This window comes from Pseudomonas fragi (assembly GCF_900105835.1).
Taxonomy (GTDB): Bacteria; Pseudomonadota; Gammaproteobacteria; order Pseudomonadales; family Pseudomonadaceae; genus Aquipseudomonas; species Aquipseudomonas fragi.
In genome coordinates this window covers 3,672,118-3,694,263 of record NZ_LT629783.1, presented here as the reverse complement: position 1 = coordinate 3,694,263, position 22,146 = coordinate 3,672,118, and the positions used below count along the sequence as shown (strand labels likewise).

The 22,146-nt window shown below is 54.4% G+C and carries 22 protein-coding genes; 18 read left to right on the top strand and 4 right to left on the bottom strand.

What is annotated here, in order from left to right; translation table 11 throughout:
- Positions 1 to 102 precede the first annotated feature (102 nt).
- The 7 genes from BLU25_RS16910 (at position 103) to BLU25_RS16875 (ending at position 6,619) form a co-directional block, all read left to right on the top strand.
- Complete coding sequence (locus tag BLU25_RS16910; protein ID WP_139803896.1) at positions 103 to 738, top strand: hypothetical protein; 636 nt, start codon at positions 103 to 105, stop codon at positions 736 to 738.
- A 1,035-nt stretch (positions 739 to 1,773) separates the two neighbouring features.
- Positions 1,774 to 2,046 (top strand): EexN family lipoprotein, encoded by a 273-nt coding sequence (locus tag BLU25_RS16895; protein ID WP_016782449.1) that lies wholly within the window; start codon positions 1,774 to 1,776, stop codon positions 2,044 to 2,046.
- Between the two features lie 2 nt (positions 2,047 to 2,048).
- On the top strand, positions 2,049 to 3,125 hold the full coding sequence (locus BLU25_RS16890) for a TrbL/VirB6 family protein (protein WP_016782450.1): 1,077 nt from the start codon (positions 2,049 to 2,051) through the stop codon (positions 3,123 to 3,125).
- Between the two features lie 723 nt (positions 3,126 to 3,848).
- Positions 3,849 to 4,139, top strand: coding sequence for an antitoxin VbhA family protein (locus BLU25_RS16885; RefSeq protein WP_016782451.1), 291 nt, complete (start codon positions 3,849 to 3,851; stop codon positions 4,137 to 4,139).
- A gap of 227 nt (positions 4,140 to 4,366) precedes the next feature.
- Positions 4,367 to 4,939 carry a plasmid mobilization relaxosome protein MobC gene (mobC, locus tag BLU25_RS16880; RefSeq protein WP_016782452.1) on the top strand — a complete coding sequence of 191 codons (573 nt, stop codon included), beginning with the start codon at positions 4,367 to 4,369 and terminating at the stop codon, positions 4,937 to 4,939.
- 96 nt (positions 4,940 to 5,035) lie between these two features.
- Positions 5,036 to 5,656 (top strand): hypothetical protein, encoded by a 621-nt coding sequence (locus BLU25_RS23465; RefSeq protein ID WP_139803897.1) that lies wholly within the window; start codon positions 5,036 to 5,038, stop codon positions 5,654 to 5,656.
- 354 nt (positions 5,657 to 6,010) lie between these two features.
- Positions 6,011 to 6,619: a sce7726 family protein gene (locus tag BLU25_RS16875; RefSeq protein ID WP_016782453.1), complete on the top strand. Its 609-nt coding sequence runs from the start codon at positions 6,011 to 6,013 to the stop codon at positions 6,617 to 6,619.
- Here BLU25_RS16875 and BLU25_RS16870 read toward each other — a convergent pair.
- Genes BLU25_RS16870 through BLU25_RS16860 form a run of 3 tightly spaced genes read right to left on the bottom strand, consistent with a single transcriptional unit; the run spans position 6,608 to position 8,829 of the window.
- On the bottom strand, positions 6,608 to 7,681 hold the full coding sequence (locus tag BLU25_RS16870) for a beta family protein (protein WP_016782454.1): 1,074 nt from the start codon (positions 7,679 to 7,681) through the stop codon (positions 6,608 to 6,610). The two genes, BLU25_RS16875 and BLU25_RS16870, sit on opposite strands and share 12 nt — an antisense overlap.
- On the bottom strand, positions 7,668 to 8,234 hold the full coding sequence (locus tag BLU25_RS16865; RefSeq protein ID WP_016782455.1) for an ImmA/IrrE family metallo-endopeptidase: 567 nt from the start codon (positions 8,232 to 8,234) through the stop codon (positions 7,668 to 7,670). The genes BLU25_RS16870 and BLU25_RS16865 overlap by 14 nt, the downstream gene beginning before the upstream one ends.
- Before the next feature lie 7 nt (positions 8,235 to 8,241).
- Positions 8,242 to 8,829: a hypothetical protein gene (locus BLU25_RS16860; protein ID WP_016782456.1), complete on the bottom strand. Its 588-nt coding sequence runs from the start codon at positions 8,827 to 8,829 to the stop codon at positions 8,242 to 8,244.
- A 652-nt stretch (positions 8,830 to 9,481) separates the two neighbouring features.
- Here BLU25_RS16860 and BLU25_RS16855 point away from each other — a divergent pair.
- The 11 genes from BLU25_RS16855 to BLU25_RS16805 all read left to right on the top strand — a co-directional run bounded on the left by BLU25_RS16855 (position 9,482) and on the right by BLU25_RS16805 (position 21,764).
- Positions 9,482 to 10,648, top strand: coding sequence for a Fic family protein (locus BLU25_RS16855; RefSeq protein ID WP_016782457.1), 1,167 nt, complete (start codon positions 9,482 to 9,484; stop codon positions 10,646 to 10,648).
- Positions 10,649 to 10,680: 32 nt separating this feature from the next.
- Entirely contained in the window at positions 10,681 to 11,133 is a 453-nt protein-coding gene (locus BLU25_RS16850) for an Lrp/AsnC family transcriptional regulator (RefSeq protein ID WP_016782458.1), read from the top strand.
- Positions 11,134 to 11,283: 150 nt separating this feature from the next.
- A complete protein-coding gene (locus BLU25_RS16845; protein ID WP_016782459.1) occupies positions 11,284 to 12,966 on the top strand; it encodes a flavin monoamine oxidase family protein in 1,683 nt (560 codons plus the stop codon).
- A 172-nt stretch (positions 12,967 to 13,138) separates the two neighbouring features.
- Positions 13,139 to 13,933: a carbon-nitrogen hydrolase family protein gene (locus BLU25_RS16840; protein WP_016782460.1), complete on the top strand. Its 795-nt coding sequence runs from the start codon at positions 13,139 to 13,141 to the stop codon at positions 13,931 to 13,933.
- A 39-nt stretch (positions 13,934 to 13,972) separates the two neighbouring features.
- Positions 13,973 to 16,402 (top strand): pyrroloquinoline quinone biosynthesis protein PqqF, encoded by a 2,430-nt coding sequence (gene pqqF / locus BLU25_RS16835; RefSeq protein ID WP_016782461.1) that lies wholly within the window; start codon positions 13,973 to 13,975, stop codon positions 16,400 to 16,402.
- Between the two features lie 152 nt (positions 16,403 to 16,554).
- Complete coding sequence (pqqA, locus tag BLU25_RS16830) at positions 16,555 to 16,629, top strand: pyrroloquinoline quinone precursor peptide PqqA (protein ID WP_003444522.1); 75 nt, start codon at positions 16,555 to 16,557, stop codon at positions 16,627 to 16,629.
- 82 nt (positions 16,630 to 16,711) lie between these two features.
- A complete protein-coding gene (pqqB, locus tag BLU25_RS16825) occupies positions 16,712 to 17,623 on the top strand; it encodes a pyrroloquinoline quinone biosynthesis protein PqqB (protein WP_016782462.1) in 912 nt (303 codons plus the stop codon).
- Between the two features lie 180 nt (positions 17,624 to 17,803).
- Positions 17,804 to 18,556, top strand: coding sequence for a pyrroloquinoline-quinone synthase PqqC (gene pqqC / locus BLU25_RS16820; RefSeq protein WP_016782463.1), 753 nt, complete (start codon positions 17,804 to 17,806; stop codon positions 18,554 to 18,556).
- A complete protein-coding gene (gene pqqD, locus BLU25_RS16815) occupies positions 18,553 to 18,828 on the top strand; it encodes a pyrroloquinoline quinone biosynthesis peptide chaperone PqqD (protein WP_016782464.1) in 276 nt (91 codons plus the stop codon). Before pqqC ends, pqqD begins: the two co-directional genes overlap by 4 nt.
- On the top strand, positions 18,821 to 19,966 hold the full coding sequence (gene pqqE / locus BLU25_RS16810) for a pyrroloquinoline quinone biosynthesis protein PqqE (protein WP_186349587.1): 1,146 nt from the start codon (positions 18,821 to 18,823) through the stop codon (positions 19,964 to 19,966). Before pqqD ends, pqqE begins: the two co-directional genes overlap by 8 nt.
- Positions 19,932 to 21,764: a S9 family peptidase gene (locus tag BLU25_RS16805; protein WP_083369742.1), complete on the top strand. Its 1,833-nt coding sequence runs from the start codon at positions 19,932 to 19,934 to the stop codon at positions 21,762 to 21,764. Before pqqE ends, BLU25_RS16805 begins: the two co-directional genes overlap by 35 nt.
- 131 nt (positions 21,765 to 21,895) lie before the next feature.
- Here the strand turns inward: BLU25_RS16805 and BLU25_RS16800 are convergent, their stop codons facing one another.
- A complete protein-coding gene (locus BLU25_RS16800; protein ID WP_016782466.1) occupies positions 21,896 to 22,057 on the bottom strand; it encodes a YqaE/Pmp3 family membrane protein in 162 nt (53 codons plus the stop codon).
- Between the last annotated feature and the right edge of the window lie 89 nt (positions 22,058 to 22,146).

Here is a 22,146-nt window from a genome sequence, read left to right as displayed (position 1 = left end):
TTTATAAAATACGACGCGGATACATGTTTTGTGTAGGTGCGCATATGGTGGGAGCACCATCACCCCAAGGTCGCAATGGGACCCACGCTTTGTAAAAAAACGATGAAGCAGATCCGCGCGATGCCAATCAGCTGGACGATGGATTATCTAGACGATCTTTTGACACAACTTCATGAATACCGGGACCCCAAGGACAGTAAAGACCCAGGAAAAATTTTGATTGATGAGTTTTCACTGGGCAGCGACCTCCCCCCTGATCCAGAGCCTAGCGATAGGGTATCGACACCCTATCAAAGCCCTATCGATACCTCGGACGGTAACAGTAACGATAACAATACTTGTAAAAGTATAAATACAACAACTAACAGCACCACCTCAAAAAATGAGACGCTTTATTTTCCGCCAAAGCTGAAAGAACAAGAGCTTTTGATAGTAAAAAAACAGCTTGAAAAAATCACTACAACTGAGGCACAGGACATTCTGGATGAAATGGCCGCTGCAATGAACCATAACAAGATTGAAAAAGGTGCTATCCAGTGGCTATCTGGAGTTATGAAAAATCACGAGCTAGGTATTTTCAAGCTCACCTCGGCGGGAAAAGGGATCAAACAGGAAAGAACACAGCTCCAATTTACAGAAGAAACATATATCAATAGACTGCCAACAGACAACGACTCAAATGGCCTTAGAAATGTATCATCCGTGCTAGCCAATCTTGGCTACAGTAAAAGTAGCTAAGCATGGCACTACAACTCAAAGAACTCGACGACTTTTGTGACAGCCTTGATAGACCCGGAAACGTCCAGGTCGTTCTACACATTCACGCATCAAGAGGGTTTTCAATGACTGTTACTGATGGGGTTTCTGAGCACTTGATAACAGGCGAGCATAATCGCCCTCACTATTTTAGGACTATTAAAATGGTGCTAGACGAACTTGCAAACATTCCTTACATCTCGGAAAAAATTATTTTACATACAAAACATTGGTACCGCTGAGGCACTGGCATTCCACTTAAAAATAACGATCACCGTTTTATTTATACTTCAAATTGGCTAACGCATCCGGGATGCTGGGACTGAAAGTAAAGTCTCTGACCGGTGGGAATAGAAGCTCAATAGTAGGGACCAACGACAATCTGCGGAAAGATGCGCCGTATAGACCACATCCTTTAGATGCTCTCAAAGTGCACTAGATACGTGACTTAATTAACCCCTATCTGGCGGAACCAGCAGCTCAATGAGAAGAGTCGCCGGACAGCTCTGCGTTTGCCTATAATCTGAGGAGCAATACCATGATTTCATATGCTTACTTACCCATGCTCGTCCTGAGCGCATTCTTGATCATATCCATCCGTAGATTTTGGATCTGCGCTAATAGCATGGGGTTTATGCGCGAACTCTCCCAACGCGCACCCACGCTGCTACAACGCGACATCATGGCGGCGGTCCTTGCACTGGTGCCTGTCTCTATGGCGCTCATTGACTTGTTTGGCATAACCCTTCCCAGGCAATCAGAACCTATGCCCCCCCTACTGGGCGTCGTCTTGGCAGTTGGTAGCCTAGGTGCCTCAGTTGCCGTCCTGCATAACACCCTTGATCGACTTGCAGGAAGCTGGGCAGGTACAAGGGAAAGCGTTCTACGAACCATAGCAGCGCTGCAAATTATCGATTCCACTGAGCTAGGCTATAGCGCCCATGCCCACGTAAACCAACACACAAAGTCAATTCACGCTGAACGGACCCTCAACGTCATTCAATCCAAGGACGGAAAATGAAATCTCTCCTGACTACGCCCGTGACCCTAATGATCGTCACCGCCATCCTCTCAGGCTGTGGCAAACAAGAGCCCGTGCAGACGGTTGATTGGTACAAAGCAAACTCGCCTGAACGACTGAAGGTTTTGGAAAGGTGTAACGCCAATCCCGGCGAGCTTGCTCTGACACCGAACTGCGTCAACGCGAAAACCGCCGCAAACGCATTGGTGCTTGAGAACCGGGAGTACAAGCAGCGTGAACCCACGAATTTCTCTTCTCAGGGAAAATAGACATGGCGACCAAAACAGGAATATTTGAATGGATCGGAGGGTCAATGGATCAAACCCTCCATACGTTTATCAGCATTACTTCGAGCCGAGTGATTGAGGATTTCACGCTCACCGTCACGATAGGCGGGACGCTATATTTGACGATGGTCGGCTACATGATGATCACCGGAACAATTGAGCAGTCGGCCTCTCACTTTCTCAAAACCTGCGGAAAGTTCCTGCTTATCAGCGGCCTGGCCATGAACGCCGACACGTACATGTCATGGGTAGTAGAGGCGTTGAGGGGGCTTGAAACAGGAGTAACGGCCGCTTTCACAGCGACGAGTGATCCATCAATCTCAGACTCGGTTTTCCAGGTCATCGACAAGGCAATGTCGGACGGCTGGCAGATCGGTGCAGATATGTTGTCGAAAATGGGACAACGCCACTCCTACGAAATTGGGATGATAATTTGGGATGCCCTGAACGCCCTCGTCGTCTACACCGCTACGCTGCTCATCGCAGTTCCAGCAGGTGCCATGATTGTTGTAGCAAAAGGAATGCTTTCGGTGATGCTCGGAATCGGGCCAGTCTTCATCATGATGCTGCTGTTCGGACAGTTCACGTCCAAATGGTTCGATAGCTGGTTTGCCCAGGTCATCACGTACATCATGCAGACGGCACTGGTTAGTACGGTTCTTAGCTTTGGGATCAAATACTTTTCCTCGATAACTGCCAGCATATTGGCGACCCCAGGCGACTACCCAATCGCTACGTTCCTGGAGCTATTAGTTACTACCATCGTCGTGCTTTACATGATGTATCAAGCTCATGGCGTTGCAGGAGGCCTTGCAGGAGGTATATCGAGTGCGGCACTGACCTTGCGCGGAATCGCAAACGGCGCCATGGCACCAATCACAAAGGGCCTCAACAGACAGTCAACGCGCCGTGACATGCAGTCGGGCCAGATGGTCACAGCTGGAAGACTGAACCACCTCGCGGCTGGGAACACAGCCTGGAATCCAGCGTACCGACAGCACGTCATGCAGAACATGGGCAAAAATTGGGGAAGTGCAACTGGGGGCAAAGTAAATCAGTAGCCACTGACCCACGGCTGATCAGACCTCGCTTCGGCGAGGTCTTTTTCTGAGCACTTTCAAAAAGCGTATGACGGGTCAAGGGGTTGGTGCGGCCCGCAGGAGCGAAGCGACGAGGACCCGGCCCCTTGACGCGGCAGAAGCGACCAACGCTCAAGTCATGGGCGCAGGGGATCAAGGCCGTAGGCCTCCCCTGCACCCTTGACGACAGAGGGCGACTCGCTCCCTTCCCGCTCGCGGGAAGGGCGGGGGGATGGGCAATTCTCAAACACGTTAACCGATTGTAAATAAACGATTAATAACAAAAACAAGACAGTTTCAGCGCGCCTCTGATTCATGTTCAGTCATAAGGCGCATTGAACCCGCCCCGGACACACAACCCACTGAAAACGAATGCAAAACGACTACGAAAACTCCGCGCGTTGCTTGGGCAACCCCTTCGGTTGCATCCCGTGTCCGAACTTGCCGGACTGGCTGCGGGGGCAGGTACGGCGGGCAGAGCCCTTGACCTCCCTCTTGCCATAGGCTCAGTGCTTACTGTGGCATCAAGGGTCCGGCTACGCCCGGCATCCTCACCCGTTCGGTGCTCGCCTTCGGCTTCGCTCCGCATGCGGCTTGCGGTGCCGCCCTTGACACCACATCCAGCAAAAACCTTGCTACTTTGCTACGCACCACAGACATGGCGCTAACGCGATCCCGCGTTCAGCCAAGCAGCGAGAAATCCGCATGACCTCAAACAACCAAGAGCAAACGCAGCACCAAGGAAGCAACGAAATTGAAGCCGTTGATACTAAGGGACCGGAGCATCAGATTTCTGAGGCAGAGCAGAGCGAGCGTAAGAAAGCTGTCGCATTTGCCACCGCATCCATCGGCCTTTCTGGATTCGAAACCTCAGAAGAAATAAAACACCTTGGTCAGCGTTACATCTCTGGCGAAATCGACCTGAATGAATTTGTGATGCTCTCGCAGAAGATGCGTCCTGACAGCGACGACTTTCAGCTATCCGGAACGCAATGAGTTGTGCGGAAAGCTTGTTCATGAACAAGGGGAAAATGAATGGAGATCTAATGCAGGATAGGCAAATCGCCGGGTAAGCGTATGACAAAGCACTCCCGTAGCAGCAGATCTCTTGTTCATGAACAAGTACTGAGGCCTATGGAGATCTAGTGCAGGATAGGCGTTCACCGGTAAATTGTGGTTCACTACGGATATGGTCAGTTGTTGATACCGAATGAGGAATGCACATGCCGCGCAAAGCTAGCATCGGCGCCACAAGGGATAGCGCCGTTTACAGGGTACGCATACCGGCTGAGTTGAAATCAGAGTGGGAAGCGCACTGCGAGAAAAAGGGTAGCTCCCAGCACGGCTTGATCCGAGCGCTGATGCGCTACGTCATCAAAGATGAAATGCCCCCAGACGTTCATAGTTGGATATCAGGGCAAATCGCAGGCGAACCCGACGAAGGTCCAAAACAAAGGCTTGAAGCTCGATTCACACCGAGTGAGCACCGCGAGATCGTGGCACGCTCAGAGGTCGAGGGATGCTCTCCTCAGCGCTGGGTAATCAATTGCGTTCGAGCCAGTTTGACTAACCAGCCCCAATTCACGATGGAGACGACGAAGGCCCTCTGGGACTCGTCGGGACAGCTTCGGGCCATTGGTAGAAATCTGAATCAAATTGCAAAAAAACTAAATGAAGGCGGTACACAGAAAATCTCTGCGGCTGAAATAAAGAATCTTTCTAATTATATCTATAGTCATACCGAATTGGTTTCTGAACTCCAGGATGCCAGTCTGAGCCGATGGAAGATCACCTAAGAGTCCGGTTGTAGAGGTAGAGCTGCGGCAGGTTAATAGGACGCATCACGCGCAATACTCAAAAGTATTAACTTAATCCCCATCGAGGAGAGCAAATTGCCAAGCTTCTATTCTGAAAGAACTGCCGAATATACCCTGACCCCAAAATTCTTGACTCTCATAGAACCTCTTGGCGACGCTGTTCCAATATATTTTTCAGCACGACGAGAAGACACACACGTAGCGTTTGAGTCCTTACATGGAGAGAGCTTTCATCTAGTTGCATTTTTTGCAAGACGTCCAAAAATCAATGCAGCAGAAAGCTTAATAATTGAGGGAAAAATCAACCAAAGACTTTTTCGAGTAGCAAAATGCGCGTCTGAATTAGGTATTCAAACCTTATGCGGGATCTCCCTGACTAACAATATATTTAAACAATCTCTAGCCGAATCGCTTTGGTTTGACATCAGCCAGGTGAAACTTGAAGACGATCTACGGTTTATTTGCGAGATTAATAAGGAGCTAAAGCTTAATAAATTTCATGGTCAAATACAGCCGACAAACCATTCAACGATTATTTCTAGCATTGCCAACAGTCGCGTCCTCGACTGGGCAGAAGTAACGTCCATCATGCGCGAACTTCCAAAACTCGCCGATGACTCACCGCCGAGTCACTTTATGTTTCTTTCTCAAACATGGCGTTTTAGACCACTCTACTTTGTAATTCGAAGAAAATAATCATGACATAATTACGACAAAAACTATTGCAGCACCTCCCCATACCCAGTCTCTCCATTTCCACTCACAAAAACCTGATAAATATCATTAAGAAAACTCCTACTGCAAAGAACCCTGAATCTACGCCTAATACCTGTCAAATGACGTTGACATTACAGGTACCACCAACAGAAAGATACTTAACAACACAAAAATGATGGCACAATGCCGCTCACGCCAGAAAACGGCTAAACACACAGGTACATTGCAGATCACGCAACATCAACAAACGATATGCTATACTTTGCTCAGGCTCTCAACCGCCCGCAAAACCAATATATTAGAGCCTATGATCCTCTTAGAGATGGCGCAAGCATGAAAGAAATTGATATAAAACGCATGCTTGCGTATCACTTACTTAAAGAAAATACGACACAGGCTATTTTTTTTGAGTATTCGTTTCATTTTGGACGCCGTCGAGCAGACCTAATTAGCGCGGAAAATGGAATGATTGTTGGATATGAGATCAAATCGGCATTCGATCGAATTGACAGACTTGTAGAACAGTTAAACTCCTATACGCAGCTTTTCGATTATGTTTATGTCGTATGCGACAGCAAAAACATTAACGCGATCCGCAAACTTAGCCCTGAGCGAGTTGGAATTTATCTGTGCACACCAGCTGGATTGAAGAAGGTCAGAAAAGCAAAACAAATTAAAAACTTTGATAGCATAACAACTTTAGACGCCGTACCAATGGATTGCCTGCGCAGAGAGTTTAAAATAGTTGCAAGATCCAAATTAGAAGTCTGCGAACGAATTTCCAAAATTTATAAAAGAGAAGAAATAAAGCTATTCTTCAGACAATACATCATCCAAAAGTATGGAGCTCAAACCGCTCATCTACAAGGCGAGCTAAGCGGCAGCATAATGCTGGACGATGTCTACTCATTAAGCTTAGCACCTAATAAATTAGGCACTTAGTAGTTTCACTCGCCGAATCATGTAGTTGCACGCCCTAACTGAAATCCAAAAAGATGGGCTAATGCCAGAAGGGGTATCTTCTGAAGCACTTTTTATTTCAACATCACCCCAACTGTGGTTTGTTGAGTAAATAGAATCAGCCACAACCTTTTTCGCACACCATATGTAAGATCCAGCATTCCTGCGTTTTCGATAATAATAAAAAGTGGTGTCCGTACCAAAATCTATCCGAGGAACGAAGGTTCCACCGCGCATTTCAATTTGCTTAACATTGATAGATGCAAAATCTCCGAACTGAAGCCCAGGCCGGTTATGCTTTAATGAAACAAAAAGAGAGTGCTCGTAAATCTCAAACTTTCCATGCTCATCACCTTTGCCTTCCTGAGACACGAGATACGGGAAGGAACCTGCAACGCAGACTATTCGCTCTAACCATTTACCAGAATTAGGCATACTTGAAATTTTATCAAAGGCCTTTTGATAACTATCAACAACAACAGCCAAGCCCTCACTCTTCACTTTATCTCGAACACACCCCTCATCCAAGAGAACATATAGTCGAGAGCCTTTGAGCTCAGCGGTAACGGTATTTATAATATCTTCATATTCTTCGTCTTCCAAATCTGCAGGAAGACGCAGCGCCATTTTTTGATATTTATTGGTTACAGACGAAACGAATGATTTAGCCTCACTCAAATCCTCATCTAATTCAAAGTTAATATGGATCATTGGAACTATATGTGAGCTGCAATTTAAATCCAACCAATCCTTCCAACTTTCATAGCCATTAATTGGAGAAAGTATACTTTCAATCTGTGCATTCTTTTGCTTTGCGTCAGTTGTCACATCCAAAATATAGGGCAGATCACCTTGAATATTCTTTATTTGCTCTAACCGCTTTACAATATCACCAAGCGAATTTTTCTTAGTTATTCTTGACTTAGTTATTTCATAAACGGGAAGCATCCTGCGCCTATAAGACGTATCAACCGCAGAGATAGCCCTAAGCTCTGCATCCTTTGTCTTTAGTACGGGAAAATAAATTAAGCTATTCCAATCCATGCCCTTTCATCCCTAAATTCTTTGCTCTAACTCGCACAGCAAGAGTCGAAACTTTAAAGTACTGAGCAATAGCCTCGATACTACCCGTAAATAATCGAACTTTTTCTTTGAACATCTGCTCAGGCATCAAGAGCTCACTTGCGAAACGGTTAGCCTCAGCTTCCATAGGATTGCTATCACCATTCCGGAAAAAGTTCTGATCCTGAAACTCACTCTGCTGCCATCTATGACGGCAATAATGACCAATCTCATGGGCGATAGTGAAGCGCTGCCTGTTAGGGTGATGAAGTGCGTTTACCTTGACGACCCAACCTTCTCCATTATCTAAACGACTTAGCACCCCAGAAACCTCATCTTTCATAGGAACACTAAGCAGCTCGACGCCAAGAACCGCCAGTAACTTTTTTACATCCAAAGGAGAGATTTCGACACCCTTACGCTTAGCCAATTCAAGCAACTGAGCTACGGTAAACGTTTCAGCGGAGCTGCTTTCACCACTTACATCCGAGGATACAAGTAACTTAGGCTTAACGTTTTTCCTAATAAAGGCCATTTTTCACCTACTCACTAATCTTGCCATTACCGTCAGAGCAATTTTCGGACTCATCCATTTCTGCCAGCCGAACACTCACCTCGAGTATAGCATCTTTATGAGAGTTTATTCTAGCTTCGTGATCTGATAAGGCGTCAAGTATATCTCCATATGTAGCATTGATTTTCACTATCTCCTTTTTTGCCTTTTTTTCAATTACTTTTGTAAACTCACCCGCTTTACAGTACTCATCAAAGTGCGCCTTTGACTCCTTTACAACTTCTGCCTTTGATGAACTTCGTATTATAACGAAAGCGCCACCTACGATAGCCGCATTTAAGGCAATCAAAACGCTGATCATTGTCTGATAAAATGATACTTGCATTGACCAAAGCGCATCCACCGTAATCAAAGTTTTTTCTTTAATCATCCGTGCAATCACAAGTTGCTCGTATTGATCTAGTTCTTTGATGTCCTTGGTTGGCACATACTGCGAGTGGCTAATAAGTATCTCGCCAATAGGCGCGAAATGCATGATGGCGAGCACGACCAATAGACCGATGCAGGTGGCTAGCAAGGTGGGAGCAAGGAGATCCTTGGCTTGCAAATTTTTCATCCTTGATGAGCAGAGCGGAGGCTAGGGCGTTAGCTCCTGCAGACCTCCAGGAGGCTTCCACTACGGGATGCAGAGGATGGCAATTTGATCCTACTAGGCAGCTACATCTATGTCTATCGATGACGTAATGACATGTGGCCATCAAATCGAGGTGATTTCCGCAAGAGGCAGCTCCAAGTCGATCAATCAGACTTATTGGCAATTTTAACTTCCTTATGCAGCCGAGCTACGAAATCAGTACAACCACGGTACAATGCCCAGCTTAAGCAACCTACTCAAAACTACGCTCAATACCACGTACTACGGGGCCTCCAGCTATGCCAACCTACGTTCACCTTCGAACGATTTCTCTAGGCATACCTGCTCGCCCAGCAACTCATAATCCCTTGGTCGTAGGTTCGAGTCCTACTGGGCCCACCATACTCAAAGCCGCGCACTGCGCGGCTTTTGTGTTTCCGGGGTTTGGGGTTTTGCTTTTCTAAGCGCCCAGAAAACCGGTTTCCGTCCACAAAACGTCCACAGGCCAGCTTTATAGTCCTTTCGTCGGCTTACCCTGCATCCCACGTTAGACAGTGAGCCGATTAGCCGGCATTATCGGCTCATTATATGAGCCGAATAGATTCGTTAATCGGCTCACACACGAGTAAAGCCCATGAACGATTCCCCCTGGATCTGGCAACAGCCCGGCTGGCCAAACTTTAGCTGGCAAGCTGAGATGCTTAACCCGCTATTGCGTGCCTGTACCCAGGCTCAGGGCCGTTTGCTGGGCATGATTGGCGCTGTCGGAAGTGATAGTGAAGTGCTCAACAGCCTGGACACCATGCTGCAAAACATCGTCACCTCATCAGCCATTGAGGGCGAACAGCTGAATGCAGGCTCTGTACGTTCATCCCTGGCTCGCCGCATGGGGCTGACCGGAACAGGTCGCACAACTGCACGCTCGGAAGGCCTGGCACAATTGTTGTTCGATGCCACAAGTGCGCACCAACGCTTGCTGGATCTTGAACGCCTCTATAAGTGGCACTGCTGGCTGTTCCCCGGCGAGGACAAGCTATTGGCCCGCCCACTACGCATTGGCATGCTACGCGGCGATGAACCCATGCAGGTAGTATCCGGGCCCCTCCACCAGCCCACCGTGCACTTTGAAGCACCACCACGTGCCGGGCTGGAAGAGCAACTGGGCGATTTCCTCACTTGGTTCGAGAACAGCAGAATCGATGTCAGCCTTGATCCTTTACTACGTGCTGGCATTGCCCACTTTTGGTTCGTTACCTTGCATCCGTTCGATGACGGCAACGGCCGCCTCACTCGCACGATCACCGATTTGGCATTGGCCCAGAGTGAGCAGCAATCCATCCGCTTCTATGCCATGTCAGCCAGCATTCTTGATGACCGCACCGGTTATTACCGAATTCTGGAATCCAGCCAGAAAGGCACACTGGATATCACCCCATGGTTGCAGTGGTTTCTAGCCACGCTGCTTGAAAGCCTGGAGCAAGCCCTTGCCCGGATTGAACGAGTATTGAGCAAGGCCCGTTTCTGGCAACTACACCGCGACCAGGCCCTGTCAGCCGAACAGCTCAAGGTGCTCAACCGCCTGCTCGACGGTGGCGAACGCGGCTTCGAGAACGGTATAAACGCCGCTCAATACCAAGCCGTGGCCAAAGTCTCCAAGGCTACCGCGACCCGCCACCTGGGTGACCTGCTTGCGAAAGGCTGCATCACTCGTCTGCCTGGCAGTGGGCGCAGCACACGCTACAAAATTCAGTACGGCGCCAGCCTCCAAGGTGATCAGACACTGAGTAGCAAACTCGACTAAAACCAACAATCACGCAGCCCCTGGAGCCACCCTTGCCTGACACCCGCCCCCCTGCACTGGATGAAATCGACCGTCAATTGATCGCGGCCTTGCAGCTCAATGCCCGGGAAAGCGTGGCAATGCTGGCACGCCAATTGGGGATTGCCCGCACCACCGTGACATCACGGCTGGCGCGGCTGGAGAAAACCGGGGTGATTACCGGCTACGGGGTTCGCCTGGGCCAGCGCCTGATTGATGGCGGTTTGCAGGCTTATGTCGGGATTACCGTACAGCCACGCTCCGGCAAAGACGTCGTGCGCCGCTTGAGCGCAATGGCCCAGGTGCAGCAGCTGTGCGCAGTCAGTGGCGAATTCGATTATGTGGCCTGGTTGCGCAGCGACTCGCCCGAGCAACTTGACCAGTTGCTCGATCAAATCGGCAGTGTCGAAGGCGTCGAAAAAACTACCACCTCCATCATCCTCAGCAGCAAAGTTGATCGCGGATAAGTCATTTCGACTGCCACTCTCGTCATATTGACCAAACAAAAGCCATAACGACGACACTTTGCGTCTTATTTACGTGTGCTGCGCTGCCTATCATGGTGCCTGTCTTTTTCTATACTCAAGGTTACGCTTGGGTCGCCAGTAAGGTCAGCCATGAACAAGAATAATCGCCACCCTGTCGACGGTAAAAAACCCGTCACCATCTTCGGCCCGGACTTCCCGTTTGCCTTCGATGACTGGATCGAACATCCCGCTGGCCTGGGCAGTATTCCCACACACAAACTTGGCGCTGAAGTGGCGATTGTCGGCGCAGGCATGGCTGGGATGGTGGCGGCCTACGAACTGATGAAGCTGGGCCTCAAACCCGTGGTGTATGAAGCCTCGAAAATGGGCGGGCGCCTGCGCTCGCAAGCCTTTGAGGGCAGTGAGGGGGTGATTGCCGAACTGGGCGGCATGCGCTTTCCGGTGTCGTCCACGGCGTTCTACCACTACGTCGACAAGCTGGGGCTGGAGACCCAACCCTTCCCCAACCCGCTGACCCCTGCGTCGGGCAGTACGGTCATCGACCTCGAAGGCCAGACGTTCTACGCACAAAAGCTGGCGGACTTGCCTGCGCTATTTCAAGAAGTGGCTGACGCCTGGGCTGACGCTCTGGAGGAAGGTTCGCGCTTTGGCGATATTCAGCAAGCCATCCGTGACCGTGACGTCCCTCGCCTCAAAGAGCTGTGGAACACCCTGGTTCCACTGTGGGACGACCGCACGTTCTACGACTTCGTCGCCACCTCCAAGGCCTTCGCCAAGCTGTCGTTCCAGCATCGCGAAGTGTTTGGCCAGGTCGGTTTTGGCACCGGCGGATGGGACTCGGACTTCCCCAACTCGATGCTGGAAATCTTCCGCGTGGTGATGACCAACTGCGACGACCATCAGCATCTGGTGGTGGGCGGTGTCGAGCAGGTGCCACTGGGGATCTGGCGTCATGCCCCCGAGCGCTGTGCCCACTGGCCTGCAGGCACCAGCCTGAGTTCGCTGCACAACGGCGCGCCGCGTACCGGGGTCAAGGCCATCTCTCGTGCAGCGGACGGGATGTTTTCCGTCACTGACATTCTTGGTGTCACACGCCCCTACGAGGCCGTGCTGGTTACCTGCCAAAGCTGGTTGCTGACCACCCAGATCGAATGCGAAGAGTCGCTGTTCTCGCAAAAACTGTGGATGGCCCTGGACCGGACGCGCTACATGCAATCGTCGAAAACCTTCGTTATGGTCGACCGCCCGTTCTGGAAAGACAAAGACCCGGAAACCGGCCGCGACCTGATGAGCATGACCCTCACCGATCGCCTGACCCGCGGCACTTACCTGTTCGACAACGGTGACGACAAGCCGGGGGTTATTTGCCTGTCGTACTCGTGGATGAGCGATGCGCTGAAAATGCTCCCGCACCCTGTGGAAAAGCGCGTGAAGCTGGCCCTCGACTCGCTGAAAAAGATTTATCCGAAGGTGGATATCGCCAGCCGAATCATCGGCGACCCGATCACCATTTCGTGGGAAGCCGACCCGCATTTCCTGGGGGCCTTCAAGGGCGCCCTGCCGGGGCATTACCGCTACAACCAGCGGATGTACGCGCATTTCATGCAGCAGGACATGCCCGGCGAACAGCGCGGTATTTTTATTGCCGGTGATGATGTGTCGTGGACCCCGGCCTGGGTCGAAGGCGCAGTGCAGACTTCATTGAACGCAGTGTGGGGGATCATGACGCACTTTGGCGGCAGCACCCATGCCGACAACCCGGGGCCAGGCGATGTGTTTCACGAAATCGGTCCGATTGCCCTGCCGGATTGACGCCGGAGGGTGAATTAATTCCAGTGGGAGCGGGCTTGCTCGCGATGGTAGCGCTGAGGTTTATCTGACAGACCGCGTCGCCTGCATCGCAGGCAAGCCAGCTCCCACAGGCAATGCGTTGCCAGCAGAGTTCACAGCCTGCCACACAAACAGTCAACACCAGGAGAACCCCATGCGCGTCGCCCTTTACCAATGCCGGCCTCTGCCATTGGATGTTGCGGGCAATCTGCAACGCTTGCGTGACATCGCCCGACAAGCCGAAGGCATCGACCTGCTGGTGCTACCCGAAATGTTCCTGACCGGCTACAACATCGGCGCCCAGGCCGTAGCCGAACTCGCACAAGCCCACGACGGCGACGCCGCACAGCAGATTGCCCAACTGGCCAAAGCCACTGGCATGGCCATCGTCTACGGCTACCCCGAGCGCGGTGCAGACGGGCATATCTACAACAGTGCACAGTTGATCGACGGCCACGGCCAAAGCCTGTGCAACTACCGCAAAACCCACCTGTTCGGCGAACTTGATCATTCGATGTTCAGCAAAGGCCCCGACTCATTCCCGGTCATTGAACTCAATGGCTGGAAGCTCGGGCTGCTGATCTGCTACGACCTCGAATTCCCGGAAAACACCCGCCGGCTGGCCCTCGCCGGAGCTGAAGTGATTGTGGTGCCCACCGCCAACATGGCGCCCTACGACTTTATCGCTGATGTCACCGTGCGTTGCCGCGCCTTCGAAAATCAGTGCTATGTGGCCTATGCCAACTACTGTGGCCATGAAGACGAGATCCATTACTGCGGCCAAAGCAGCATCGCTGCACCCAACGGCAAGCAGATTGCGTTGGCCGGCCAGGACGAGACCCTGCTGGTTGCAACGCTGCAACGCCAACAGCTGGCTGATGCCAAAACCGGCAATTTCTACCTCGCAGACCGTCGCCCCGAGCTATATGGCGAGCTGAGCAAGCGTTAAATCCGCTAGCATGAGCGCTTCTCTCTTCCGGAAGTGCCCATGCCTGCGCTGAATCACCCTCACACCCAACGTCTGACGCTTGAAAACGGTCTGACCCTCTGCGTGCGCCATGAGCCGCGCCTCAAGCGCTGCGCGGCCGTTCTACGGGTCGCCGCAGGCAGCCACGACGTGCCCGCTGCCTGGCCCGGCCTCGCGCACTTCCTGGAACACTTGCTGTTTCTGGGCACTGAACGCTTTGCGGCGGCAGACAACCTGATGGCCTGGGTGCAGCGCCACGGCGGGCAGGTAAATGCGAAAACCTGCGAGCGCCATACCGACTTCTTTTTCGAACTGCCACCGGGCGTCTTTGCAGGCGGCCTTGAGCGCTTGTGCGACATGCTCGCCCACCCGCGCATGAACCTGGCTGACCAACTGCGTGAACGTGAAGTGCTGCACGCCGAATTTATCGCCTGGGCCCGTGAGCCTTTGGCGCAGCGCGAGATCAAACTGTTCCAGGCATTGAACCCGACCCATCCGATTCGGGCATTCCATGCCGGCAACCGTTACAGCCTGCCCGTACCGCGGGCGAATTTTCAGCAAGCCCTGAAAGATTTCTACCAAAGGTTCTATCAGGCCGGGCAAATGACCTTAAGCCTGAGCGGCCCGTCAGCCCCCTCTGAGCTGATCACCCTGGCCGAGCACTGCAGCGCGGTGTTACGCCCCGGCAAAGCCGTGCCCCAAGCCGATGCGCCTGCCTTGATGACCGGCCAGCAGCACTATCAACATATCGACGGCCCGCGCCTGAGCCTGGTGTTTGCCCTGGAACATTTGCCAGCAGAGTCTGAAAAGGCGCTGGAATTCCTGTGCCACTGGATCAATGCCGACAAAGCCGGTGGCCTGTACGCACAGTTAAGCCAGCAGCAGCTGATTGACACTCTCAAGGCCACGCCGCTCTACCACTTCAACGGCCAGGCACTGCTGCACGTTGAGTTCACCGCAGCCACTGATATTGCCCCGCACGCCACACTCATCAGCGACACCTTCCATGACTGGCTGGGGTTTTTTCGGGCACAGCAGGATTGGCCGGCGCTACGCGAGGAATTGCGCCTGCTGCAGCAACGTCAGCAAGATACCTGCAGCGCTCTGGAGCTGGCTCGAAGTGACTGTAAGCAATATGTACCCGGCTTGTCGGATCAAGGTGTAACAACCCTCAAGACCGTGCTTGCACAGCTGCAGCCAGAGGCGTTGCAGCCATCGCAACATGTCTGGCAACTGCCTGCGCCCAACCCGTTTCTGCAACCGCCGAAGGAGCCCGCCAGTGCCGGCCTGATTCGTGGGCAAACCAGCGCTCACCGAGGTTTGCGCACCTTTGCCCAGGACCGCTTGCGCAGCCGTCGCGACCTTTCAGCGATGCGTTTTAGCACCGCGCTGCCAAGCCTGGGCGGCGAAGCCGCGGTTTACCTGCGTTGGCGTTTCCCCGCAAAGCCTGCAAACAATCCGCTGCCTGCACTGGAAAACAGCCTGCGTGCACTGATCCTGGATGCTCGCCATGCCGGCGTCGAGCTGTCACTCAACGCACTGGGCAATGACTGGCTGCTGAAAATGCACGGCTACCACGCGCCGATGCCCGCGATTCTAGAGCAGGCCTTGCGCACACTCAGCGCTCCCGTCGAGCCGTCCACCCCGCCAGCTGACGCTACATTGATGCCGATTCGCCAACTGCTCAAGCGCCTGCCTGAACTGGTCCAGCCGGTGGAGGAAGCAACCCTGCCACACGACTGGGCCAATGCTCGCTGGGACGGTTTGGCAGTGGGTTTGCCCGGCGCCACCCAGGCCCTGATCACCCCCGTTCTGAACAAGGTACCCGGCACCGCGGACGCACAACTGGCCCAGCAAACCCGGCTCCCGGCCCAAAGCCAGTGGTACACCGAGCCTTGCGACTCCAGCGAACACGCATTGCTCCTGTTTTGCCCGGCTCCCGAGGCAACACTGGCCGACGAAGCGGCCTGGCGCCTGCTCGCCCACATTGCGCAAACCCCGTTCTATCAACGCCTGCGGGTTGAACTGCAACTGGGCTACGCGGTGTTCAGCGGTCTGCGCCAAATCAACGGTCAAACCGGCCTGCTATTGGGTGTGCAATCACCCCACACTTCAACGACGCAAATCTTCGAACACATTCAGGATTTCCTCGCGCATTTGCCAGACCTGGTGTCGGAGCTGGATGAAATATCTTTCACCCAGGCCCGCGCTGCCCTGGCACAACAATTCTCGATCGAGGCCCTGGGCGTGTCTCAAGCCAGTGAATTGCTGTGGCAAGCCACGTTGGCCGGCCACCCGTCGGATTACCTCACAGCCCTCTATCCCGCCCTTATGGCGCTGGACCAAGGCACTACACTCAAGGCTGCACGGCAAATCAGCCAGGCCGACAGCCGCTGGTTGTGTGTGGCCACAAGCCCGCCAACTGAAACGTTTTATCCCGGGAGAAGCTGATCGTTACCAACCGTGCAATGAGCTTTCTTCGACTTCGGGCGTTCAAAAAGCGTCAAATTTAGTAACATAGCCACCTAAGCGTTTGAACATCTCCTCCGGGAGCTGGACTAATTAAGAGACACCACTCACCCACCCGCTGAAGGAGTCACGTTATGGCTTGGACTAAACCTGCTTACACCGACCTGCGTATTGGCTTTGAAGTCACCATGTACTTCGCTAGCCGTTGATCTGCGTCTTCACTGAGCAGAGCAACCCAACGCCTCGGTTCGCCGGGGCGTTTTTATTTTCAGATTTGCAAGAGAACACGCCATGTTTGTCCAGATTCTAGGTTCCTCCGCTGGCGGCGGTTTCCCGCAGTGGAACTGCAACTGCGTCAACTGCGCGGGTTTTCGTGATGGTTCGTTAAACGCCAAGGCGCGTACCCAATCGTCGATTGCGATCTCCGACGACGGTGTGAACTGGGTGCTGTGCAACACCTCGCCCGATATCCGTGCGCAACTCCAGGACTTCGCCCCGATGCAACCGGGTCGTGCCCTGCGTGATACCGGGATCAGTGCCATTATCCTGATGGACAGCCAGATCGACCACACCACCGGCCTGCTGAGCCTGCGCGAAGGCTGCCCCCATGATGTGTGGTGCACCGACATGGTCCACGAAGACCTGAGCACCGGTTTCCCGCTGTTCACCATGCTCAAGCACTGGAATGGCGGCCTGAACTGGCACCGCATCGAGCTGGAGGGATCATTCACCATCCCCGCCTGCCCCAACCTGCGCTTCAGCCCGCTGCCCCTGCGCAGTGCGGCACCGCCGTATTCGCCGCACCGTTTCGACCCGCACCCGGGCGACAACATCGGCCTGATCGTCGAAGACCTGCGCACGGGCGGCAAACTGTTCTATGCCCCGGGTTTGGGCAAGGTTGACGCGCCCTTGCTGGAAATCATGGCGGGCAGCGACTGCCTGCTGGTGGACGGCACGATGTGGGACGACGACGAAATGCAGCGTCGGGGCGTGGGCACCCGTACTGGCCGCGAGATGGGCCACCTGGCGCAAAACGGCCCCGGCGGCATGCTCGAAGTGCTTGAGCAATTGCCCCAGCAGCGCAAAGTACTTATCCACATCAACAACACCAACCCGATCCTCGACGAAGACTCTGCCGAGCGCGCCGAACTGGCACGCCGGGGTGTTGAAGTGGCCTTTGATGGCATGAGTATCGAGTTGTAAACGCTGAATCTGTAGCAGCTGCCGAAGGAACGAGGCTGCGTTCGGCGGCGCAGCCGTCGTAAAGCCAGGCACCTTGTTGTGTCAGGTAAAACCGGGATATAGGTTTTACGACGGCTTCGCCATCGAACGCAGCCTTCGGCAGCTGCTACAAAGGCATCACATTATTTTCGGAGGCATCTGATGACCCAAGCCCCACTCTCCACCGCCGAATTCGAGGCCGCCCTGCGGGCCAAAGGCGCTTATTACCACATCTACCACCCCTACCAGGTGGCAATGTACGAAGGCCGCGCCACCCGCGAGCAGATTCAGGGCTGGGTCGCCAACCGTTACTACTATCAGGTCAATATTCCGCTTAAAGATGCCGCGATCCTGGCCAACTGCCCTGACCGTGAAGTGCGCCGCGAGTGGATTCAACGCATGATCGACCACGACGGCGCGCCCGGTGAAGACGGCGGTATCGAGGCCTGGCTGCGCCTTGGCCAGGCCGTGGGCCTGGACCCGGACCAGTTGCGCTCCCAGGAGCTGGTCCTGCCCGGCGTTCGTTTTGCCGTGGACGCTTACGTCAACTTCGCCCGCCGCGCCACATGGGAAGAGGCCGCCAGCAGCTCGCTGACCGAGATGTTTGCACCGCAAATCCACCAGTCACGCCTGGACAGCTGGCCCCAGCATTACCCGTGGATCGACCCGGCCGGCTATGAATACTTCCGCACCCGCCTGGGCCAGGCCCGACGCGACGTGGAACACGGGCTGGCAATTACCCTGCAGCACTACACTACTTATGAAGGCCAGCAGCGCATGCTGGAAATCCTCCAGTTCAAGCTCGATATCCTGTGGAGCATGCTCGATGCCATGACCATGGCCTACGAACTGGACCGCCCGCCCTATCACAGCGTGACCAGCCAACGTGTCTGGCATAAAGGAATCACCCTATGAGCTTCGATCGCAGCAAAATCCCGACCTGGCGCACCGGCTATCGTTACCAGTACGAGCCCGCGCAAAAAGGCCATGTGCTGCTGTACCCCGAAGGCATGATCAAGCTCAATGACAGCGCAGCCCTGATCGGCGGCCTGATCGACGGCCAGCGCGACGTCGCGGCCATTATTGGCGAACTGGACCAACAGTTCCCCGGCGTACCCGAGCTCGGCGCAGATATCGAGCAATTTATGGAGGTCGCTCGTGCAGAGCACTGGATCGAACTTGCCTGACAGCCGTATCCCGCCCAAACCTGAAGTTGGCCTGCCGCTGTGGCTGCTCGCCGAATTGACCTACCGCTGCCCGCTGCAATGCCCCTACTGCTCAAACCCGCTGGACTTCGCCCAGCAGGGCAAAGAACTGAGCACCGAACAGTGGATCAAGGTATTTCGCGAGGCGCGGGAGATGGGTGCAGCGCAACTGGGTTTCTCCGGTGGCGAGCCGCTGGTGCGCCAGGATCTGGCCGAGTTGATTGGCGAAGCACGCAAGCTGGGCTTCTATACCAACCTGATCACCTCAGGGATAGGCCTGACCGAGCAAAAGATCAGCGACTTCAAGAAAGCCGGGCTGGACCATATCCAGATCAGCTTCCAGGCCAGCGACGAGCAAGTGAACAACCTGCTGGCCGGCTCGAAAAAAGCCTTCGCGCAAAAGCTCGAAATGGCCCGGGCCGTCAAGGCCCACGGCTATCCGATGGTGCTGAACTTCGTCACCCACCGGCACAATATCGACAAGATCGACCGCATTATCGAGCTGTGCATCGCCCTTGAAGCCGACTTTGTCGAGCTGGCCACCTGCCAGTTCTACGGCTGGGCCCAGCTCAACCGTGTCGGCCTGCTGCCAACCAAGGAGCAGCTGGTGCGGGCTGAGCGCATCACCAATGAGTACCGGGCCAAACTTGAGGCTGAAGGCCACCCCTGCAAGCTGATTTTCGTGACCCCGGATTACTACGAAGAACGCCCAAAAGCCTGCATGAACGGCTGGGGCAGCATCTTTTTGACCGTAACACCTGACGGTACGGCCCTGCCGTGTCATGGTGCCCGGCAAATGCCGGTCGAGTTCCCCAATGTGCGCGACCACAGCATGCAGCACATCTGGTATGACTCGTTTGGCTTCAATCGTTTTCGCGGTTATGACTGGATGCCCGAGCCCTGCCGTTCGTGCGACGAGAAAGAAAAGGACTTCGGCGGCTGCCGTTGCCAGGCCTTTATGCTCACCGGGGACGCCAGCAATGCGGACCCGGTGTGCAGTAAATCGCCCCAGCACGACCTGATTCTCAAGGCGCGCGAAGAAGCCGAGCACGCCACTCAGACCATCGAACAATTGGCCTTCCGAAATGAACGAAACTCACGCCTTATCGCCAAAAGCTGAACCCTTCAGCGCTGCACTCGCCGTTGCCGCCGGAGTCGATTTCGCAGAATTGCGGGTCGGTCCACGGGGCCTGTTCTGGAACGAATATCGCCCCCAGGACGCCGCCTCGCGTATCTGGCACTGGCGCGAAGGCCAGGCTCAATGCCTGACACCCGCTGGTTTCAGCGTGCGCAGCCGGGTCTACGAGTATGGCGGTGGCAGTTTTTGCCTGAGCGATGACGCGGTGGTATTCGTCAACGAAGCCGATCAACAGTTGTACCTGCAACCCCTGGACGGCTCGGCACCACAAGTGCTGACCCAGGGCACTTGCCGTTACGGTGGCGTGCAGTTTGCCAGCGGGCAGGTGCTGGCGGTCGAGGAAACCGGCGATCAACATCGACTGGTCAGCATCGACCTCGACACGCTTGCACGTCAGATCCTGGCCGAAGGTGCCGACTTCTATGGCGCACCGGCACTGAGCCCCGACGGCCAGCGCCTGGCCTGGATTGAATGGAGCCGTCCGCACCAGCCGTGGACATCTACCCGCCTGATGCTGGCCGAAGGCCAAACGGCCGGACGCTGGAATACCGCGCAGTGCCTGGCCGGTGATCTTGAAGAGGAGTCGCTGCAACAGCCTCGCTTCGACGCAGATAACCGCCTGCATTGCCTGACCGACCGCGCAGGTTTCTGGCAGCCCTGGGCCGAGTCCGGCGAAGGCCTGGTACCCGCACCCAGCCCGCGCGCCGATCACGCCCCGGCCCCCTGGCAACTGGGCACCACCACCTTTGTGCCGCTTGGCGAACAAGCCTGGCTGGCCAGTTGGACCGAAGACGGCTTCGGTCGCCTGGGCATCCGCACAGCTGACGGCAACCTCGAAGACTTCACCGGTGACTACAGCCACTTTCGCAGCCTGGCACTGGATGAGGCCTTTATCTATTGCATCGCCGCATCACCGATACGCCCTTCAGCCGTGATCCGCATCTGTCGCGCCAACCATAAGGTCGAGGTACTGGCTGGAGGCGTTGCGCCGCTGCCCCCTGAACGTATCAGCCGCCCGAGAACCCTGCGCTATCCTTCTGGCGAGGGCCATGCTCACGGCTTTTTCTACCCGGCGATGAATGGCGAGAAAAAACCGCCACTGCTGGTCTTTATCCACGGTGGTCCGACTTCAGCCTGTTACCCGATGCTCGACCCGCGCATTCAATACTGGACCCAGCGCGGCTTTGCCGTGGCCGACCTCAACTATCGCGGCAGCACCGGCTATGGCCGTGACTATCGTCAGGCCTTGCATCTGAATTGGGGCGTTGCGGATGTCGAAGATGCTTGCGCGGTTGTCAGTTATCTCACCGAGCAAGAACTGATTGCTCCCCGCACTGCGTTTATTCGTGGCGGCAGCGCAGGGGGCTACACCACCTTGTGCGCGCTGGCATTCCATAACGTATTCCGGGCGGGTGCCAGCCTGTACGGAGTCAGCGATCCGATTGCGCTGGCGCGAGCCACCCACAAGTTTGAAGGTGACTATCTGGACTGGTTGATTGGTGACCCGCAACGGGACGCTGACCGTTATGCGGCGCGCACTCCGTTGCTGTATGCCAACCAGATCAGCGTGCCGGTGATCTTCTTCCAGGGCGAGCTGGACGCCGTAGTGGTGCCGCAACAAACCCGCGACATGCTCCAGGCCCTGCAATACAACGGCATCCCGGCCCAGGCCCATTACTACCCGGACGAACGCCACGGCTTTCGCAAGGCCAGTAACCAGGCCCACGCGCTGGAACAGGAATGGTTGTTTTACAGCGACTTGCTGACAAAGACGCCTTAAAAACTGTGTGAGCGGGCTTGCTCGCGATGCATGCCACGCGGTCCGTCTGGATTAACGCGGTGATGCAATCGCGAGCAAGCCCGCTCCCACATCGCAGCTGATGCCTGTCCCACACAGGCATCTTCCCGACATTACGAACGCTTGGCGATAATCCACACCGCATGCACGATCCCTGGAATATAACCGCACAGGGTCAGCAGAATATTCAGCCAGAAAGCCCCGGCAAAACCCACTTGCATAAACACGCCCAGCGGCGGAAGCAGAATGGCAAAGATGATTTTAATAAGATCCATATGCGCAGCTCCCTGAAAGTGGCGGGCCAGAACCGGCCCTGCTTCTAATCGACTCCAGGCGCAAGCCAAAGGTTCAGCGCAAACTTATC

Bases quoted from the DNA above. Each gene is read 5' to 3' on its own strand.
- BLU25_RS16895 (WP_016782449.1), top strand. From the start codon at position 1,774: ATGAAATCTCTCCTGACTACGCCCGTGACCCTAATGATCGTCACCGCC.
- BLU25_RS16890 (WP_016782450.1), top strand. From the start codon at position 2,049: ATGGCGACCAAAACAGGAATATTTGAATGGATCGGAGGGTCAATGGAT.
- BLU25_RS16805 (WP_083369742.1), top strand. From the start codon at position 19,932: ATGAACGAAACTCACGCCTTATCGCCAAAAGCTGAACCCTTCAGCGCT.
- pqqF (WP_016782461.1), top strand. From the start codon at position 13,973: ATGCCTGCGCTGAATCACCCTCACACCCAACGTCTGACGCTTGAAAAC.
- BLU25_RS16840 (WP_016782460.1), top strand. From the start codon at position 13,139: ATGCGCGTCGCCCTTTACCAATGCCGGCCTCTGCCATTGGATGTTGCG.
- BLU25_RS16885 (WP_016782451.1), top strand. From the start codon at position 3,849: ATGACCTCAAACAACCAAGAGCAAACGCAGCACCAAGGAAGCAACGAA.
- BLU25_RS16800 (WP_016782466.1), bottom strand. From the start codon at position 22,057: ATGGATCTTATTAAAATCATCTTTGCCATTCTGCTTCCGCCGCTGGGC.
- BLU25_RS16870 (WP_016782454.1), bottom strand. From the start codon at position 7,681: ATGGATTGGAATAGCTTAATTTATTTTCCCGTACTAAAGACAAAGGAT.
- BLU25_RS16860 (WP_016782456.1), bottom strand. From the start codon at position 8,829: ATGAAAAATTTGCAAGCCAAGGATCTCCTTGCTCCCACCTTGCTAGCC.
- pqqD (WP_016782464.1), top strand. From the start codon at position 18,553: ATGAGCTTCGATCGCAGCAAAATCCCGACCTGGCGCACCGGCTATCGT.
- mobC (WP_016782452.1), top strand. From the start codon at position 4,367: ATGCCGCGCAAAGCTAGCATCGGCGCCACAAGGGATAGCGCCGTTTAC.
- BLU25_RS16845 (WP_016782459.1), top strand. From the start codon at position 11,284: ATGAACAAGAATAATCGCCACCCTGTCGACGGTAAAAAACCCGTCACC.
- pqqB (WP_016782462.1), top strand. From the start codon at position 16,712: ATGTTTGTCCAGATTCTAGGTTCCTCCGCTGGCGGCGGTTTCCCGCAG.
- BLU25_RS16865 (WP_016782455.1), bottom strand. From the start codon at position 8,234: ATGGCCTTTATTAGGAAAAACGTTAAGCCTAAGTTACTTGTATCCTCG.
- BLU25_RS16855 (WP_016782457.1), top strand. From the start codon at position 9,482: ATGAACGATTCCCCCTGGATCTGGCAACAGCCCGGCTGGCCAAACTTT.
- BLU25_RS16875 (WP_016782453.1), top strand. From the start codon at position 6,011: ATGAAAGAAATTGATATAAAACGCATGCTTGCGTATCACTTACTTAAA.
- pqqC (WP_016782463.1), top strand. From the start codon at position 17,804: ATGACCCAAGCCCCACTCTCCACCGCCGAATTCGAGGCCGCCCTGCGG.
- BLU25_RS16910 (WP_139803896.1), top strand. From the start codon at position 103: ATGAAGCAGATCCGCGCGATGCCAATCAGCTGGACGATGGATTATCTA.